16 protein-coding genes are annotated in these 16810 nt (G+C 46.6%); 3 read left to right on the top strand and 13 right to left on the bottom strand.

What is annotated here, in order from left to right:
* Positions 1-10: 10 nt before the first annotated feature.
* From AC58UW_RS22785 to AC58UW_RS22770, 4 genes are all read right to left on the bottom strand, one after another.
* Positions 11-2050, bottom strand: coding sequence for a Na+/H+ antiporter (locus AC58UW_RS22785; RefSeq protein WP_497422892.1), 2040 nt, complete (start codon positions 2048-2050; stop codon positions 11-13).
* A gap of 170 nt (positions 2051-2220) precedes the next feature.
* Entirely contained in the window at positions 2221-3201 is a 981-nt protein-coding gene (locus AC58UW_RS22780; protein ID WP_497422891.1) for an ABC transporter substrate-binding protein, read from the bottom strand.
* A complete protein-coding gene (locus tag AC58UW_RS22775) occupies positions 3198-3806 on the bottom strand; it encodes a nitroreductase family protein (protein WP_497422890.1) in 609 nt (202 codons plus the stop codon). The genes AC58UW_RS22780 and AC58UW_RS22775 overlap by 4 nt, the downstream gene beginning before the upstream one ends.
* 127 nt (positions 3807-3933) lie before the next feature.
* On the bottom strand, positions 3934-5529 hold the full coding sequence (locus tag AC58UW_RS22770) for an AraC family transcriptional regulator (RefSeq protein WP_497422889.1): 1596 nt from the start codon (positions 5527-5529) through the stop codon (positions 3934-3936).
* Between the two features lie 301 nt (positions 5530-5830).
* Between AC58UW_RS22770 and AC58UW_RS22765 the strand changes: the two genes are divergently transcribed.
* Complete coding sequence (locus AC58UW_RS22765; RefSeq protein ID WP_145654728.1) at positions 5831-6262, top strand: helical membrane plugin domain-containing protein; 432 nt, start codon at positions 5831-5833, stop codon at positions 6260-6262.
* A gap of 21 nt (positions 6263-6283) precedes the next feature.
* Positions 6284-7465, top strand: a complete 1182-nt coding sequence (locus tag AC58UW_RS22760; protein ID WP_497422888.1) for an NAD(P)/FAD-dependent oxidoreductase — start codon at positions 6284-6286, stop codon at positions 7463-7465.
* 78 nt (positions 7466-7543) lie between these two features.
* Here the strand turns inward: AC58UW_RS22760 and AC58UW_RS22755 are convergent, their stop codons facing one another.
* Complete coding sequence (locus AC58UW_RS22755; RefSeq protein ID WP_497422887.1) at positions 7544-7999, bottom strand: CBS domain-containing protein; 456 nt, start codon at positions 7997-7999, stop codon at positions 7544-7546.
* Between the two features lie 193 nt (positions 8000-8192).
* Here AC58UW_RS22755 and AC58UW_RS22750 point away from each other — a divergent pair, with 193 nt between their 5' ends.
* Complete coding sequence (locus tag AC58UW_RS22750) at positions 8193-8624, top strand: MarR family winged helix-turn-helix transcriptional regulator (protein WP_497422886.1); 432 nt, start codon at positions 8193-8195, stop codon at positions 8622-8624.
* 78 nt (positions 8625-8702) lie between these two features.
* Here the strand turns inward: AC58UW_RS22750 and AC58UW_RS22745 are convergent, their stop codons facing one another.
* The 8 genes from AC58UW_RS22745 to AC58UW_RS22710 all read right to left on the bottom strand — a co-directional run bounded on the left by AC58UW_RS22745 (position 8703) and on the right by AC58UW_RS22710 (position 16751).
* Positions 8703-9617, bottom strand: coding sequence for an NAD(P)/FAD-dependent oxidoreductase (locus AC58UW_RS22745; protein WP_497422885.1), 915 nt, complete (start codon positions 9615-9617; stop codon positions 8703-8705).
* Positions 9618-9688: 71 nt separating this feature from the next.
* Positions 9689-10168: an RrF2 family transcriptional regulator gene (locus tag AC58UW_RS22740; protein ID WP_497422884.1), complete on the bottom strand. Its 480-nt coding sequence runs from the start codon at positions 10166-10168 to the stop codon at positions 9689-9691.
* A 91-nt stretch (positions 10169-10259) separates the two neighbouring features.
* Positions 10260-11588: an MFS transporter gene (locus AC58UW_RS22735; RefSeq protein ID WP_497422883.1), complete on the bottom strand. Its 1329-nt coding sequence runs from the start codon at positions 11586-11588 to the stop codon at positions 10260-10262.
* Between the two features lie 152 nt (positions 11589-11740).
* A complete protein-coding gene (locus AC58UW_RS22730; protein ID WP_497422882.1) occupies positions 11741-12907 on the bottom strand; it encodes a hypothetical protein in 1167 nt (388 codons plus the stop codon).
* A gap of 163 nt (positions 12908-13070) precedes the next feature.
* Positions 13071-13937 carry a sugar phosphate isomerase/epimerase family protein gene (locus AC58UW_RS22725; protein ID WP_497422881.1) on the bottom strand — a complete coding sequence of 289 codons (867 nt, stop codon included), beginning with the start codon at positions 13935-13937 and terminating at the stop codon, positions 13071-13073.
* Positions 13938-13965: 28 nt separating this feature from the next.
* Positions 13966-14928, bottom strand: coding sequence for a Gfo/Idh/MocA family protein (locus AC58UW_RS22720; RefSeq protein WP_497422880.1), 963 nt, complete (start codon positions 14926-14928; stop codon positions 13966-13968).
* A 14-nt stretch (positions 14929-14942) separates the two neighbouring features.
* On the bottom strand, positions 14943-15776 hold the full coding sequence (locus AC58UW_RS22715) for a carbohydrate ABC transporter permease (RefSeq protein ID WP_497422879.1): 834 nt from the start codon (positions 15774-15776) through the stop codon (positions 14943-14945).
* Positions 15777-15791: 15 nt separating this feature from the next.
* A complete protein-coding gene (locus AC58UW_RS22710; RefSeq protein WP_497422878.1) occupies positions 15792-16751 on the bottom strand; it encodes a carbohydrate ABC transporter permease in 960 nt (319 codons plus the stop codon).
* Positions 16752-16810: the final 59 nt, after the last annotated feature.

The following is a 16810-nucleotide window of genomic DNA, read 5'->3' as shown; positions in this document are numbered from 1 at the left end:
ATCGATGAATTTAGCCAATCTCCTCAAGTTCATAGAGCGATGCTTCCCTGTTGCGAATGATTCGTCGCAGCAAAGAGGCCATATCACGCGTGATGTCTCCACGCTCATAGAACCATTGGACAGCATCGCGTTCCGCCTGTATAGCGATCCAGTGCAGCTCACGCCTGCTATCGATGAAAGATGAATCTTTGCGCCGTGACCCGAACGCGAATCTGCGCAGTCTGTCGACCATTTGCTGGTAATAGTCCAGCACGCCCTCTGTTGCTTCATCGCTTTGGACGGCGCAGCGTTTGGAGAACTCCTCGACGACAGCTTGGCTGCATGCCATTTTTAGTGAACGAAGCTCTGCCATATCAGGCTCAACAATATTCGAAGCAAGACGAGGTTGCGCGATGAAAGTAATGAGAAGCTTCAAGCGGCGCCAGATGTTCTTAACGAGTACTTTGCCTAGATCAAGCTTATTTGCCAGAATAAGTTCTACTTGTTCCAGCATGTTTAAATAATAATCAGCCTGTTCACGGCTCACTTGTCCGGTTTCTAGACGATCATTCACATACTTGCGTTCAATATCCAGTGCCAGTAGTCGCATCTCAGCTTCTTCCTGTTGAAATCGCGGCAGACGTTTCAATTTACCGTCTTTTTGGCCCAGCTGCTGCATCATCAATTTATAATCGCCAATCACGGTATCTACGGCGACCTCGTTCTTCTCGTTGCTAGTATTCTCTAGGGCCCGAACCGCAGCAGCCATAACCTCCAACTGCCACTCTCGCTCCATTCTTTCCTTTTCGGCATCCCCCGCTGTACTCTTCTTCTTTGCAAGCAATGGCAGAACGATGCTAGCGGTCAGAATGGAGAACAAAATGATGGAGGAAGCAAGGAAAATAATAAGATCCCTTTGCGGAAACGGATCCCCATTTTGCAGGATAAGCGGAATGGAGAAAGCACCTGCCAGTGTTATCGCTCCACGCACACCCGAAATCGCCGTTAACGTCAGAATACGCAGGCTTGGAACCTCTTGATTCTTGTTCCCGAACCAGCGCCCTCCTCTAGCGAAGATAAGCGTCCAAACAAAACGCAGGAGCAGGAGCAAGACGAATATGACGATGGCATAGCCAATCACTTTGAAATTATCGAAATTAGGATCTTTGAGAATCGTCCTGGAAACACCCGGAATTTGCAGCCCCAGAAGAATAAAGACCAAGCCATTGAGTACAAACAAAATGACAGACCATGTTGAATTAGAGACAGTTCGGAGAGTCGGCATCGTAAAAGCCAAACGCTCATTCTCGATTGCATGTACCAGTCCACCTGCTACCGCCGCCAAAATGCCCGATACGCCTAACTCCTCGGCAATCAAATAGAGCATAAATGGTGTCAATATTTGCAGCAGCATATGCATCGTCTCATCCTCAAGCCCTGCCCGGCGCAGCAGCTGACGGATGCCGATAATGAAGAAGGCGACTAACGCTCCAACCACTAGGCCCCCAATTGAGATGACGAGAAAGCTTAGGCTTGCTTTCGGTAGCGAAAACACACCAGTGACCGCAGCGGCAATGGCGAACTTGAAGGCGACAAGGCCAGACGCATCGTTCATCAAGGCCTCCCCTTCAAGGAGCCGCATTAAGCTTCTTGGCAGGTGAATGCGACCGGCTAAGGAACTAACGGATACGGCATCCGTAGGCGAGAGAATAGCCGCTAACGCGAATGCCGCCGCCAGAGGGATGGAAGGAATCAACCAATGGACAACATATCCGACGACACACACCGTTATTAAAACGAGACCCACCGCAAGAAGCAAGATCGGTGCGCGCAATTTCCACAGCTCATCTCGCGGCGTATGCTTGCCATCGTGATACAACAATGGGGCAATGAACAACAGGAAGAATAATTCCGGCTCTAGTTCCAAGTGAATACCTAGCGGTACGATCACCAGAACGGCTCCCAAGGCAATTTGGATCAGGGGTACTGGAATGAATGGAACAAAACGGTTCATGACATTCGATACACCAATAAGAGTCAATAAGATGAGAATTATGATAAAAACATTCAAGATCGTATGTCTCCTTCCCCGATAAGCGCTATAAACAAGCCTTTGCCATTCCTACACGATGGCGTACCTTTTTAGTATTTCAATATTTTCCCTAAAGAATCCTTCCCGAGATCAGCAAAAAACGACATCCGATCCATAAGACCGAATGTCGTTTATAGTCATGTATTTGCTTATTGTTTCGTTGTTAGCATTTTCACAGTTTCATCAATCATAAGTGAATAGGCCGTTGGTCCGAAGCCCTGGAACCATAAGTCGTAGTCGACGGAATGAACTTGGTTTTTCTGTACAGCTCTTAACTGACTCCATAGGGCTGTTTTCTTCAGTTCATCCAGCTTCTCATTGCTTTCGCTCAGAATAAGAATATGACCAGGATTGATCTCAGGCAGCTTTTCCATGGACAGAGGGGCGAATGTTGCCTTATTATCCGGGAATAACGGCGGTGCTTTCAGTCCAAGATCCTTGTACAGAATATCATAATTCTTTGCACCGTAATAGCGAAGCTCCTTTGAAGTTACCCGCAGAAACATCACGGTCTCGTTACCGATGACGGATGCAATTTTCTCTTTGGCTTGCTTCGCTTTATCATCATAAGCGGCAATCGCCTTCTTCGCTTCTTCGTCTTTTTCAAGAACCCCGGCCAAGACCGTGATCGTTTTACGCCAATCCTTGGCTCCGTCTGTTTCCTCTGGTTTCAAAACAACAGTCGGCGCAATTTTGCTTAATTGCTCGAATCCTTTCCCCATCCCATCGTTAGCGAGAATGAGATCAGGAGCAGCTGATAATATCGACTCGAAATTCGTTTCCGATTGCCAACCGAGATTCGTTACGCCCGTCATTTTATCCTTCAAGTACCACGAAAATTCTTTCGTTTCCGGTCCAGCTTGAACGGCGGAGCTCGGCTTCACGCCAAGGGCCAGCATGAGATCAATCAGCCATGGGTTAAGAGCGGCTATTTTTTGAGGCTTGCCAGTTATCACTGTCTCACCTGCAAAGTGCTTAATCGTACGAGATTTTGCAGATTCTTGTGCAGGAGTAACAGCAGGATTGCTTGATGTCGTTGATTGTGATTTGCCGCATGCAGTCATAAGCAGGGCAGTAGTAAGCATTAGCACCAATATTGGCGTGGATTTGCGTATTATTCTTTTCATCATTTAACACTGCCCTCTCTTGCTGTCATTCCAAATATTTGCGTTTTCTGTTCAGCCGACGTACGCGGTTTTTTGGGATCAGGGATGTGATCTTCCTCGAAAAATCCAAGATGCAGCATGCCCGTAATTTTCTCACCTGGCTGCACGCCTAATAGGTCCCTAACGGCTGGATTCCAGTTATGGTCATTCGTTTTCCAAACGACACCAAGTTTGCGTTCCCAAGCCAGCAGCTGGAAATTTTGGATTAGCGCCGCTGACGCCATGATATCTTCTTCCCATTGTTTCGGGCGTGGATCCTCTGGCATAATGACAATCAAGAAAGCTGACCCTTGCGCATGAAGATACTTTCGCATTTTCTCATGCTGGTCTACAGCAAACCCAGGCATCAAGTGCTCAATGAACGCTTCCTTCCGCTCCGTTGGCACAAATAGAAATCTCCATGGCTCCCGGAGACCGTGATTTGGAGCCCAAACCGCATCATTGAGCAACGCCATCACCAGCTCTTCGGAGACTGGCTCATCCGTAAAAGCCCTTATCGTTCGCCGCGAACGAACCGTCAAAGCAACAGCACCTGGACCTGCCTCTTCTCTTATATACGGCTGTTTCATTACAGACCACCTCTAAATCATGAAATTGATAATCATTATCATTAAGGTAATCGTAAGCGAAACAACCCCTCCGTTCAATGGATATAATCTTTCAAGCATATGGACAAAATTCAATCCCCTCGTATGACTAGGGCGACAGCAGAGAATTAACCGCCAGATCTATAGCTAAGCTATGCTGTATTGGAGCATGACTATTGAACCAGCTTGGCACCTCAATCAATCGGCCGTTTTGGACAGCACGCAGAGCTTCCCATGTTGGGCTTTCCTTTAATTGTTTGGTTAATCGAGCATCGGAATTGGAGTTGCATGTTGTCAGGAAAATGTGGTTAGGATTCATTCGTTCCAAGTCCGCCTCAGCAATCACTGTGTAATGGCTATGCGGCTTTACGCCTAAAGGTGGAGCCAGCTTCAAATCCTTGTACAAAATATCTCCAAGCTGCCGTTTCCCCCCATATACTCGCCATTCATTGCCTGCATCAACAAGCACCATAACCGTTTGTCCTTGACCAATAACTGCGCCTAGGCGTGTTCTGGCTTCTGCCGCTTTATGCTCATAACGCTTCAGCCATGCGGCATATTGTTCCTTTTTGCCGAAAAGGCTTGCTAATTCATGCAAAGTGTCTCGCCAATCATCCTTATTGAAGAGCGTGATGGTCGGAGCGACATTTCGATAGGTGTCTGCGCTCAAGCTCTCCCAATTGACACCAAGAATTAGCTCAGGATCAGCACGCAGGACAGATTCTCGATCGGGACGATCCCAGCGGCCGACAATCTTAGTCTCCATGAGATCATCAGCGATATGCGGCAGCAGCCCGCGGATTTGATCGTTCCCTGCATACGATAGCGTTGCGAAGGGCTTAAGGTCGAGTGTTAGCAAATAGTCATTTAACAACGGAAACACCGTCATGATTTTGGCATCGACATGATTCTTCATATAGATCGTTGGTGAGACGCCTACAACTTTCTTAAATGTCCGACTAAAATAGAGCTCATCACGAAATCCTACTTTAGAAGCAACCGTTTTGAGGTTATGCTGCGATCTTAACCACGTTTTCGCATGTTCCATTCGCAGACGAGTCAAATACTCGATCGGTCGTACACCGATATGCTTTTTGAAAATCCCAGCAAAATTGCTCGGGCTGATGCCATGGCGCTGTGCCAACGTGCTAAGCGAAATATCCTCGTGGTAATAGGTCTCCATGAAGTCTTTGGCCTTCTCAATGGCAAACCGAGTGCCACCCTGCTGCTTGTCCGCTTGTTGATCGGCAATGATCGTGAACAGCAGCTCTTGAAAAACTAATTGCCGCTTCCACGGCAGTAATGGGCCTGACGCGCCCCCTAGCTCATGGAGCTGTTCAAATCCGCGCATAACAGTCGCTGAGTCGTTTAAAGCTACTAAACCCTCCTCGGCAAATATCTCTGCGCCTGTAGCATTTTTCCATTTGTATGTAAAAGATTGCATGATAAATTGAATGGACTTCTTCTCGTCTACAACTGCTTCCACTAAACTCTTCGGATGTAGGATGAATAACGAGCCAGGGACTGCCTCATATTTCGTCCCATTAATATATAAAACACCTCGGCCTTCCTGGATCTGTACAAGATGATAGCGCGAAATGAACCTGCGTCTTATATGTTTGCTTGCTGGGTATCGTTTACGCAGCAGTTGGCACAGACTAAAGCTGATGTCCCCCATTTGGTTCCATAGATGATCTTTGATCATAGTTAGTTGAACTTCCTTTCAATCCTTAACTGTTCCATGTTCAATGATAATCATTCTCACCGTTTCCGTCTAGTGGGTATAAACGCCATTTTCATCCAATGTTCACGAATTTGAAATATTTTCAATTATAATTTTGTGTCCATTAGGTGTACAATATGTAAATACGGTTTATATCCAATTGTGCGATGTTGCTACACATTTTCTTATGTGAAAAATGTTACAACCATCTGGGAAACATCTGTTTCACCCGTACACATTGTGACAGTACCCGATTTTTTTCATCGCAAAGGAGGATTTTCATATGTCACAGACATCTGCTGTTCAAGAAGTGGCAGCAACAGCTGCTGCGGAACCAAAATCGTTAGACGTACTCGACCAATTGCTAAAGCCTGAGGTGCAACAATCTTTGACTGTTCTGGTCGATAATCTGCCTAAACTGGCAGAAATGGTGACTGTGTTAACCAAAGCCTATGATTTTGCACAAAGTGTAGCAACGGACAAAGTATTGATCAACGATTTTGCCCAAGGTATTGGTGAGTTTGTTAAACCCGTACAAGAAAAGGCAAAAGACATTGCATCCGCGGCAATTGAAGCTGGCGAGCGCTCACAGGCTGAAGCAGGATCAACAATCGGTCTCTTCGGAATACTAAAAATGCTGAAGGATCCTGAAGTGCAGAAAACACTTCGTTTTGCACAAGCATTCTTGAACGTACTTTCTGAACGTAAAAATTAATACGGACTAGGGATGATAACGATGGCTAAACAAATACTTATTCTTGGCGGCGGTTATGGCGGCCTATTAACCGCATTGACAGCACGTAAACATCTGACAGCTTCAGAAGCGAACATAACAATCATCAACCGCTTCCCAACTCACCAAATTATCACAGAATTGCACCGTCTTGCAGGCGGAACAATTAAAGAGCAAGCTGTTGCACTACCATTGCAAAAACTGCTAGGCGACAAACAAGTCAACATCGTGGTTGATACTATTAAAGAAATTAAACCAGAAGATAAAAAAGTCGTTACAAGTAGTGGCGCAGTACATACTTACGATGCGCTAGTCGTTGCTCTAGGCAGCGAAACGAACTATTTCGGCATTCCAGGACTGGAAGAGAACAGCATGGTTCTTAAATCCGCTTCTGATGCTAACCGTATCCGCGAGCATGTCGAAGCTCGTCTGGATGCTTACAAAGCATCCGGCAACAAAGCTGACGCAACGATCGTAGTTGGCGGCGGCGGTCTAACAGGCGTAGAACTCGTAGGCGAATTCGCAGATAAGCTGCCTGAAATTTGCCACAGCAAAGGCATCGATTTCAGCGATGTCGCCATCTATTGCGTAGAAGCTGGCCCTGCCATCCTTCCAGTATTCCCTAAAGTACTGATCGAGCGCGCGGTGACAAGCCTTGAGAAGCGCGGAGTTACTTTCTTAACTGGCGTTGCAATTACGGAAGCTACCAAGAACACCGTATCGCTCAAAAATGGACAAACAATCGAGTCCAACACGATTATTTGGACTGGCGGCGTGAAAGGCAATCCGGTTGTCGGCAGCTGCGGAATCGCAGAAGATCGCGGTCGTGCGACTGTAACTTCAACACTTCAATCCACTTCTCACTCCGATATCTTCCTTGCAGGCGACTGCGCGGTGGTATTCCCTGAAGGAAGTGAAAGACCTTACCCTCCTACTGCACAACTTGCTTGGCAGATGGGCGAAACAGTTGGTTACAATCTGTCCGTTCAGATCAAGGGCGGCGCTATGGATAAATTCGTACCCGTATTCTCCGGAACACTTGGCAGCTTAGGGCGCAAAGACGGAATCGGCACAATCGGCGGAAACAGCACACAGCTGAAAGGCTTACCAGCTTCCCTGATGAAAGAAGCAAGTAACATTCGCTACTTGTCGCATATTCACGGTCTTTTCGCTTTAGCGTACTAAACCAGTAAAAAAGGATGCCCCCAGCCTCTCGCGGCTGCTAGGACATCCTTTTTTTGTTTTTCCAGCTTTAGTAATCGCTTACAATAAGGATTGAAATGAATGGCGGATAACGTCTCCCCTGCTAATGATGCCAACTAGCACGCCTCGATGGACCACAGGCAGTTTCTTAATTCGTTTTTTACCCAAGATTGCGGCGATTTGCTCGATATCTTCTTCTGCATCAACGGAGATCACTTTCTTTTGAGCGATTCTCATGACACACATAGGGAGCAAATTGCGAACCCTTTCATCAAACTCTTCATCGTCCCCTTTGATCACAGCCGTGTACATATAGGATCCGAATACATGATCATCATGTTTGCCGATATAACGCATAATATCTCCATCGCTAATGTAAGCAACCACTTCATTGCGCTCATTGACGACAGGAAGCCCACTGATTCTGTATTTAATAAATTTTTCAATCACATCACGAACAGGGTCGTTTTCCTTCACTTTGTAAACTTGACGAACCATGATCTCTTTTGCTTTCATGACGATCCCCCCATATAAATTGCTTTCTGTTGGTTCTAGCTGTATAATGGCAACTATATATTTGTATTATACAACTATATGCAGGAAAGTTCAATTGTAATTCGTTCCGTTTGTACAAGGATATTCAATACAAGCCATGTATGTTACGATAAAGTGATGGTTAACTATGATTAATTAAAAGACGAGGTACGCTATGTCCGAAATGATCAATCATCCAGCAGAAACGATTGAACTCGAGCTCGCTATTCTTATGCGTCGATTCCTTGCAGCAACAACGAACAAAAAAATTGGCACCTTGGACCGTTCCGCTTATCTATTGCTCCATCAGATTTCTTCAAACGGGTCGTCTGGCGTGAAAGCTTTAGCGGAGGAGTTCCAGCTAGATATCTCGACAATCAGCCGACAGACTGCTTCACTGGAGCAAAAAGGCTACGTCTATCGGATTCCCGATCCTCAAGATGGCCGTGCCTACTCGCTGCAAATTACAGAAAGCGGCGCCGCGGAGCTTGCTTCAGACAAGCAGGCTCGTTATGAACGCGTTGCGGAGCTGCTCCAAGATTGGTCCGAGGAAGATCGGATAAAGTTCGGTGAGCTCCTTAGAAAGTTTAACAGGATCTTTGTTTAAATTAAGAAAAACCAGCTCCTCGTGAATTTGCCGAGAAGCTGGTTTTATTTACATCGAATTTGGTGATGTTCCTATTATCTAACCTTTATGTTCCCACGCTTCTGCGAGCAGCTCGCTATTAATCACAACGCCGGCTAATGCACCAAATGATGCGGCTGCAATCGCTTGATACATTTCCGAGGCTGCATCCCCAGCACTAAAAACACCAGGCACGTTCGTCTTACCAAAAGCATCTACAACAACGGCACCTGTTTCTGTCATCTGACAACCCAATGTTTGCGGTAGATCCGATCCGGCGGCAAGCTTCGGTGCAAAGAATATACCTGTGCAGGGAACAATCGTGTCATCCTCCAATATCAATTGCTGCACCATTCCCTTATCCGATTCAATACGCAAAATTGGTGACTCATACACGGACACACGATGCTGCTTAAGTTCTTCACGTTGTTCTTCCGTCAATTCATCAGGTCCGTTGGTGCAAATGACATATTGATGGGTCCAGCCTGCCAGCGTTTTGGCCATGTGCAGCGCCTTCGCCCCTTTTATAAGGATGACGAGCGATTGGTCGCGCAACTCCCATCCATCGCAATAGGGGCAAACAAACGCACTTTTGCCATAGACCTCAGCCAAGCCGTCAATATCGACCGGAAGGTCTTTCATGCCTACTGTAAATAGCAGCTTTCTCGCCCGATAAACTGTGCCTTGTGCTGTAGTAATCTGAAAGTTACCATCCTCGCCTGTTATCGTTAATGCGGCCTCATCAACGAAGTGAACTGTCGGATAGACTTGAATCTGTTCTCTCGCAATGCGTCGAAACTCCCTTGGAGCAACGCCGTCCCGCGTAAGAAAACCATGCGTCTCCCCGGTTACTCGATTACGAGGCCGCCCTTCGTCGATGACAACAACGTTTTTTCTAGCCCTCCCGAGCACAAGTGCTGCGTTCAATCCTGCCGGTCCGCCGCCAATAATCCCTACATCCATAAACGGTTCCATTTTTATCACCCTCCTGGATCTCTAATATCCATAATATAGCTGCAAGAAGCTATTAGCTCCTTGATTACTGCTTATTTAGTGCTTTTAGACGCTGCTGAATCAAGCACACCTTGAATCGTATGCTGCTGTAAGTAATGAACCATTTGCTGTTCAGCACCATCCATCACTTTTTTAACCAAACACTCACACTCATTGCCTTCATGGTGTTCAGAGTGATTTGAACCCTGAGCTTCTGATTCAAAAAATAACTGATGCTGCTGGGAATCCAGGTTGAAGCATTCATACATCTTCTGTCGGCCCTCAACAACCTGAATGACATCAAGAAACGTAATCAGCTTAGCTGATTTAGCTAGCTCGTATCCTCCGCTCGCACCTGTCATTGCACGCACGATGCCATCCTGGCGCAGCTTCGACATGATTTTGGACAAATAGCTTTCGGAGACCCCTAGAAGCGCAGCTAATTCCTTAATGCCTACATGATGGCCTCTTTCGGCGCGGGCTAAATGAATGATGGCGTGCAGGGCGTAGCCTGTGCTTTTGGAGAATTGCATGAGTAACACCTTCCAGCGATTAAAATGCTATATCTTTATGGACCTACAATATCCATAATAGTGGACTTTCGTTCATTTTACAAGTAAATAATCAATTTTCGGTCTGGCGTATTCTTTTACCAGCAGACTGATACCACAATAACATCCCAATAGAAACCAAGCCGATTAACAGCAGTAAACCATACACGTGCTGGTACGACAGTGCGAGGCTCGTATGATTTAGGACCTCGAGCAAAATACCGCATACAGCGACTGAAATAGATCCACCGCAAAACTGAATTAACTGCATCAGTCCCATGCCGGATCCAATCAGCGTTTTCGGTAAAATACGCGAAGTCTCATTGTTTAATGAGGAAAGCGTTGCTGAAAAAGCAGGCGAGAAGAATATATACCCAACGAGCACAACGATGGAGGAAGCTCCTACTATAGCGTAAAAAAGAAGCATGACAACAGAAATCACGATGTGCCCGATCAGCATAAAGCGCAAATTCCCGTATGTATCAATCCAGCGCCCGACGAAGCGAGTCAAGAAAGCCGATAAAATGGCGCCAGGAGCAATCGTCAAGCCGATTTCCATCGCTGAGCGATGAAACAGGTTTGCCAGTACTAGCGGCATCAGAAATAGGTTCCCAAGATTTAAGATCAAAATACAAAATCCAATGACAACCAGCTTACGAAAATCAGGGTTCCGCAAGAGATCTGGGTTGATGAACGTTTCTTTCCCCCGCCTCATATGCCAAGCATGCAGCAAGAAGGATATAACGCTAACACCGATCCAAATCCATGATAATTGCGTCACAGCTAACAGCACCGTAGCCGCGTTGATAACGGTTAAGGTGGCACCGACCAGATCGAAACGGAAAGGCTGAGGATCCTCTTTCGGAAGTAAGCGAAGCAGCACAGGCAGAATGAACAAGACGAGGCAAGTGATCGCAAACAGCCCGTTCCAGCCAAAATATTCACTGATAAGCCCACCAATAATCGGGCCTAGTCCAAATGCCATCGCGCTGCCTGCCGAAATCATGGCAATAGCAGAGCCGCGTCTTTCCAGTGGCACATATCGGCTCGCCAGCACCAGACCAAGTCCGGCCATTACGCCAGCACCTGCGGATTGAAGGATACGAGCGGTGAGTAAAGCATTGAAGCTATGTGCAAAAATCCCGTATACGGAAGAGAGGCCAAGCACAAGCAGTCCTACCGTCAGCAATCTTCTTATCGGCACAATGTCCGTTAGTCTGCTGTAAATAACCGTGGATAACGCATATCCGATGGAGTAGCTGGAGATAACCCACGCTCCGAGATCCGCAGATATGTGAAGATCTCCAATAATACTAGGGATGGAAACATTAAACATCGTCGTATTCATGATAACGATAAATAAGCCGACCGTCCAAACCGGCAGCACAACTTTGTCATTCAAATCCTTTCACCTCAAAACATGTTTGTTATATGTAGCATGCCAACTTCTGTCAATTTCTAAACTTATTGTATCATACAAGTAGTAGAGAAGTAACTATCTATAGAAAAAGCCGCGCTATGCGCGGTTTCATTTGTTTATTTTCAGCACGAATCTTACTTCTCATAACCTTGTAAACCCACATGCATGACCGTACGGCTTCCACCCCACGTGGAGATGAAATCGACTTGCCTCGAGCAGGAGCGGCTTTCATAGTTGGCATGGCCCGTTTTATCCTGCGCGGTTCCAGTCCCTGGGCTATGTATATTATCCAGATAATCGACTTTGCCGACCGAGCTGTCATATGCGAGACCAAAAGCACGCCATTCATCATGAGCAGTTTGCAAATCCTGAGCCGAATACGATCCGCCGATCTCCAAATAACCCGTTGCTCCGGCATTCGCTTTCGTGCTAGTCCATATCGCTTGTGTCAATTGACTGCTGCCGGTAATGGCATACGACTGCTCTGCTGCTAGGATAGCACCGTCGATCTTCGCTTGCTTTTTGGCAGCTTCTAACTCTTCAGCGACTCTGATTTCATGCGCATGAACCAAAGCGGTTAGCGCTATCTGTATGTTTTCTTTAGCCGCCTTGATCCTTTGATTGAGTGACAATGATTTTTCTCTTTCGAGGTCCGCATTGTTCTCTTTCTCCCATAGCGCTGCATGCCGTTCTTTGTCTGCCTCTACGAGATCAAAAGCGAGAGATTTGTCCAAATCAATAATTCGATTGAGGTCAAAGATTCCTTGGGTTTGCTTACTTGAGATATCACCAGCTAACAGTTCATTCGTTTGTTCATACGTTCCCATATCGTAACTTTTGAAGGGAATCGCTTTCTTCGCAGTAAGGTAAGTAAAAATCCCCCGTATATTCTCCACACTGGCATCTTCCGCGAAACCTTGCCCATCAAACTGTGCACCTGAGCATTTATCCCTGAGCGTTTTCCATTCCGAGTGACTAAGTTCTTTTGGAATATTCTCGAATTGTGAAGACGAAGTACACCATTCATAGAACTCCTTAACATCCGCTCCGTCCAATTCGCCCCAATATCCCGCGATTTGGCTAATTAATTTGGATTGCTGCTTAGCAGCTGGCCATCTCATAGCTTGAATCAGTGGCGTACCGACGACCATCTGCTGAACAGCCTTATTTCCAATCGTTCGTTGTAATTGTACAAGGGAAGCATACGGATTATTCGACACACTCTGCTGTGTACTCGACCTGCTTGAATTCCCTCCTTGTGACTGTTGTTTGGCAGCTTGACTCCAGATACGTGCGTGCATTTGGCTCCCCCCTGCAAATCTCCATCAAATTTAGTAGGATACTAATTCGACAATATCTTATCATATTCACCTCGCCTTGGATATATTTTCCTGAATCTAAAAAACCTTATCCAAACAGCAGAATGCTGATCAGATAAGGCTTTCGAACCATCTATTTAATTCATTAAAAATAATTTCTTAAATGCGCTGCTGCTTTCACGATACCTTCTTGTTCCTTCTCCAGTGTTCCCCAGAAGCGGTGATCTTCCAGTTCAATGGAAATTGCGCCCTGATAGCCCAGCCGGTCTAATCGCACAGCGACCTTGCTCCACTCAACATCCCCTTGACCAGGTATCGTGTACCGCCAAGATCCTTCGGAGAAGCCGTATTTTGCGCCAAAGGTTGCAGGCAAGATGCCGCACTCGAATAACTCGTCATGCAGGATTTCGGTATCTTTGCCATGGCAATGATTGATTCTTTCACCGAATTCCGTCAATGCACGTAAGTAATCGATACCGAGCCGCACCATATGAGACGGATCATAATTCAGGCCAAAATGTTTGGAGGGGAGCGCTTCAAACATCGCGCGCCACATTTCCGGCGTGCAGCCAATCGTTGGGTAATGTGGCGCTGGACCTGGCCAACCCTCAATGGCTATGTAGACGCCTTGGCGTTCAGCGTGACCGACAATCTCCGGAAATGTATCCTTCCATACTGCGAAGCTCTCCTGACGCGTTTGCGTGTGATCTTCCGGTACGAGGCACATGAACATGACCTTCGCACCAAGAGCAGCCACTTCCGTAATTTGCTTCTTTACTGCTTCAGCCGCGTTCTCTCTCCGAATATCCTCTTTGCTTAAAAGTGCACCCATTTGGACCGCATCCACGGAACCTATGCCAATTCCCGCTGCCTCACATATTTGTTTGACCTCAGGATTCAAATGAGGGACATCAAGGACATCCAAGCCTGCTTGGGCGGCCCATGCGGCAGTTAACTCCAACCCTTCCGCGCCGATTCTAGGCGGGATGCGCATTCCTATTTGTAATTTCATCGTCTTCTCTCCTTATGTCAACTTTCCCTTAATAGGGCTTATAACCGCCAGATTGATAAATCATCTCGGTAAACTTGACAACCTTCAGGGCAAAAGTACCTGGGACCTTAACCTCGTGTCGCCCTAGAATGGCGTCGATAAAGCTTTTATCCTGATTGGTCGTCGGTTCAGGCAGCTCAGGAACAACTGGCTTTTCTCCGAAGCGCTGGATCGTAATTTTACCATTATCGTAGAAAATACCCCCGTCTTCCCCGCAAAACACATAGGTTTCATGCCAGCATGGCGCAAAACCGATAATGCTTAATCCAGCCACAGCGCCTTCCTCGAACCGAATTGAGGTAAAGGAATCAATTTCTACAGGTGCTCCTTGCGTGTGCAGGTTCGTCTTCACTTCAGCCGGTGTAAGCCCCGTCGTCCATAGGAGCACATCGATAATATGACTGCCGGAGTCCATCAACATACCGCCGCCAGACAACTCCGGCACTTGTCTCCACAAGCCGGTAGTGAATTGTTTCCACTCCTGATACAGCGATGCCGTAATCGACGTCAGCTTCCCGATCTCGCCGCTTGCAATCGCATCGCGAATGAACAGGAATTCCGGCTGGAAATGACGTTGGTAGGAAACCTGCATCACTTTCCCAGCCTTCTCTGCCGTTGCAATCAGAAGCTCTGCTTCCTCTGAGGAACAAGTCATCGGCTTCTCGATGAGAACATGCAGTCCTTTGTTAAGCGCATCGGTCGCTTGCTGGAAGTGCAGTGTATGCGGAGAGCATATCACGACAGCATCCAATTCGGTCTCATCCAACATCGCTTTATAGTCGGTATAATGCTTGACTGCCTCAAGCTCAAACCTGGCAGCAAACTTTTCTCTGTTCTCTGTGCTTGTATCGGAAAGCGCAACAATGTCCACTTCCTCTAACTCCAGCAACTGACGGCCATGTACGTGGGAGATTCCTCCCGTTCCAATCATACCAATACGAATTTTGCTCATCGGACTGCAGCCTCCTATTTAATACCTGAGAACGTAATTCCTCGAATAAATGCCCTTTGCACGAAAAAGTAAAGCAAAATAATAGGCAGCGTAATCATAACCAGCGTAGCCATCATCATCTGCCACTCGGCCCCGTGCTGTGATTTGAATGCCTGCATACCAAGCATCAACGTGTATTGGCTTTCGTCCGACAAATAAATAAGCGGCCCCTGATAATCCGTCCAGCTGCCCATGAACTGGAACAGCGCGATCGTCAGCAAAGCAGGTCGGCACAGCGGAAGAATAATTTGCCAATAAATACGCATTTCTGAAGCACCGTCAATGCGCGCAGCGTCTTCCAGTTCCTTGGGCAAACCCATGAAAAATTGTCGTAGCAAGAAAATGAAGAATGGCGCGCCGAAAAAAGCAGGAAGCCAAAGCGGGATGCTGGTCCCGACCCAGCCGAAATTTTTGAAGGCAATAAAGATAGGAATCATCGTGACCTGATAAGGCAGCATCATGACGAGGAGTGTCACGGCAAAAAGCGGCTTCGCCCCCCTCCATGGAATCCTAGCCAAGCTGTAAGCGACAAGCGGGCAAGATAACAGCACCGCGAATGTTGCAAGGCCTGCAATTGTTAGAGTGTTACTCAAGTATTTGAAAAAAGGAATATAATCTAACGCTTTCGGATAGTTGCTCCACTCCAGGACACTTGGAATCCATACCGGAGGCCACATGAACAATTCGTTATTTGCTTTGAGCGAAGTAGATACCATCCATAGAAATGGCGATAGGAAAAAGGCGCCAACGATAATTAACATAAGATGCGAAAATATTTTTCGAACAGTGCCAAGCTCGGTGCTTCCCATAATGATCTCTCCTCCCTATTCTTTTCCTTGATAGTGGACCCAGCGTTTCTGCGACACGAAGATCAGCGCCGTTAAACCGACCACAATCAAGAACAGAATCCAGGCCATGGCGGAAGCATAACCCATTTTCAAATAGCCGAAACCGTTCGTATACAAATACATCACATAGAACATCATGGAATTAGCTGGCGTCCCCTGACCATTCGTGAGCGTAAAGGGTAGAACGAAATTTTGTAAAGCGCCGATGGTGCCCATAATTAAATTGAAGAAGATAACAGGCGTTAATAGCGGTAACGTAATCGTTTTGGTCCGCTGCCAAGCACTGGCTCCATCCACGCTGGCGGCATCGTAGTAATCTTGGGGGATATCCTGCAAGCCTGCCAAATAAATAACAACCGCTTGCCCTGTGCCCCATAAGCTCATCAGGATAAGGGAAGGTTTAGACCAGACTTCACTTCCAATCCATGGCGGGCCTGATATACCGATTTTATCCAACCAATAATTCACAAGACCGAATTGCGGGTTGAGCAGCCACAACCAGATGATTGTAGTAGCGACTGGAGGTACTAAGCTTGGAATGAAAAACAGCGTTCGGTAAAAGCCTTGACCGCGTATTTTCAAATTTAGAAGCAGCGCCAGACTGACGCCAAACACAATGCTTAACGGAACGAAAATCACCGTATAGTACAAGGTATTATAGATACTGATCCAGAATACCCGGTCTTTAAAAAGATTTGCATAATTATCGAAACCTACGAATTCTCCGGGTTCAAGAATGCTGTAAGTGGTTAGGCTGTAGTAAGCTGACATGATAAGCGGATAGGCGTGAAAGAGAAGCAAACCGATAATCCAAGGCATTGCGAAGATCAATCCGAATAAGGAAATCTTTCTTTCGAAACGTGTTTTCTTCGTCTTTACGAGATTTGCGGAAGCTGACAATTTATTCATGGAAGTTTCAGTCTCGGCCAATTTCAATCCGTTCCCCTCCTTTTCATGTAAAAGAGGCAGGGCAATGCAGAATGCCCTGCCTCTTA

Source organism: Paenibacillus sp. J22R160 (assembly GCF_059692135.1).
This window is presented reverse-complemented; position numbering and strand designations above follow the sequence as displayed.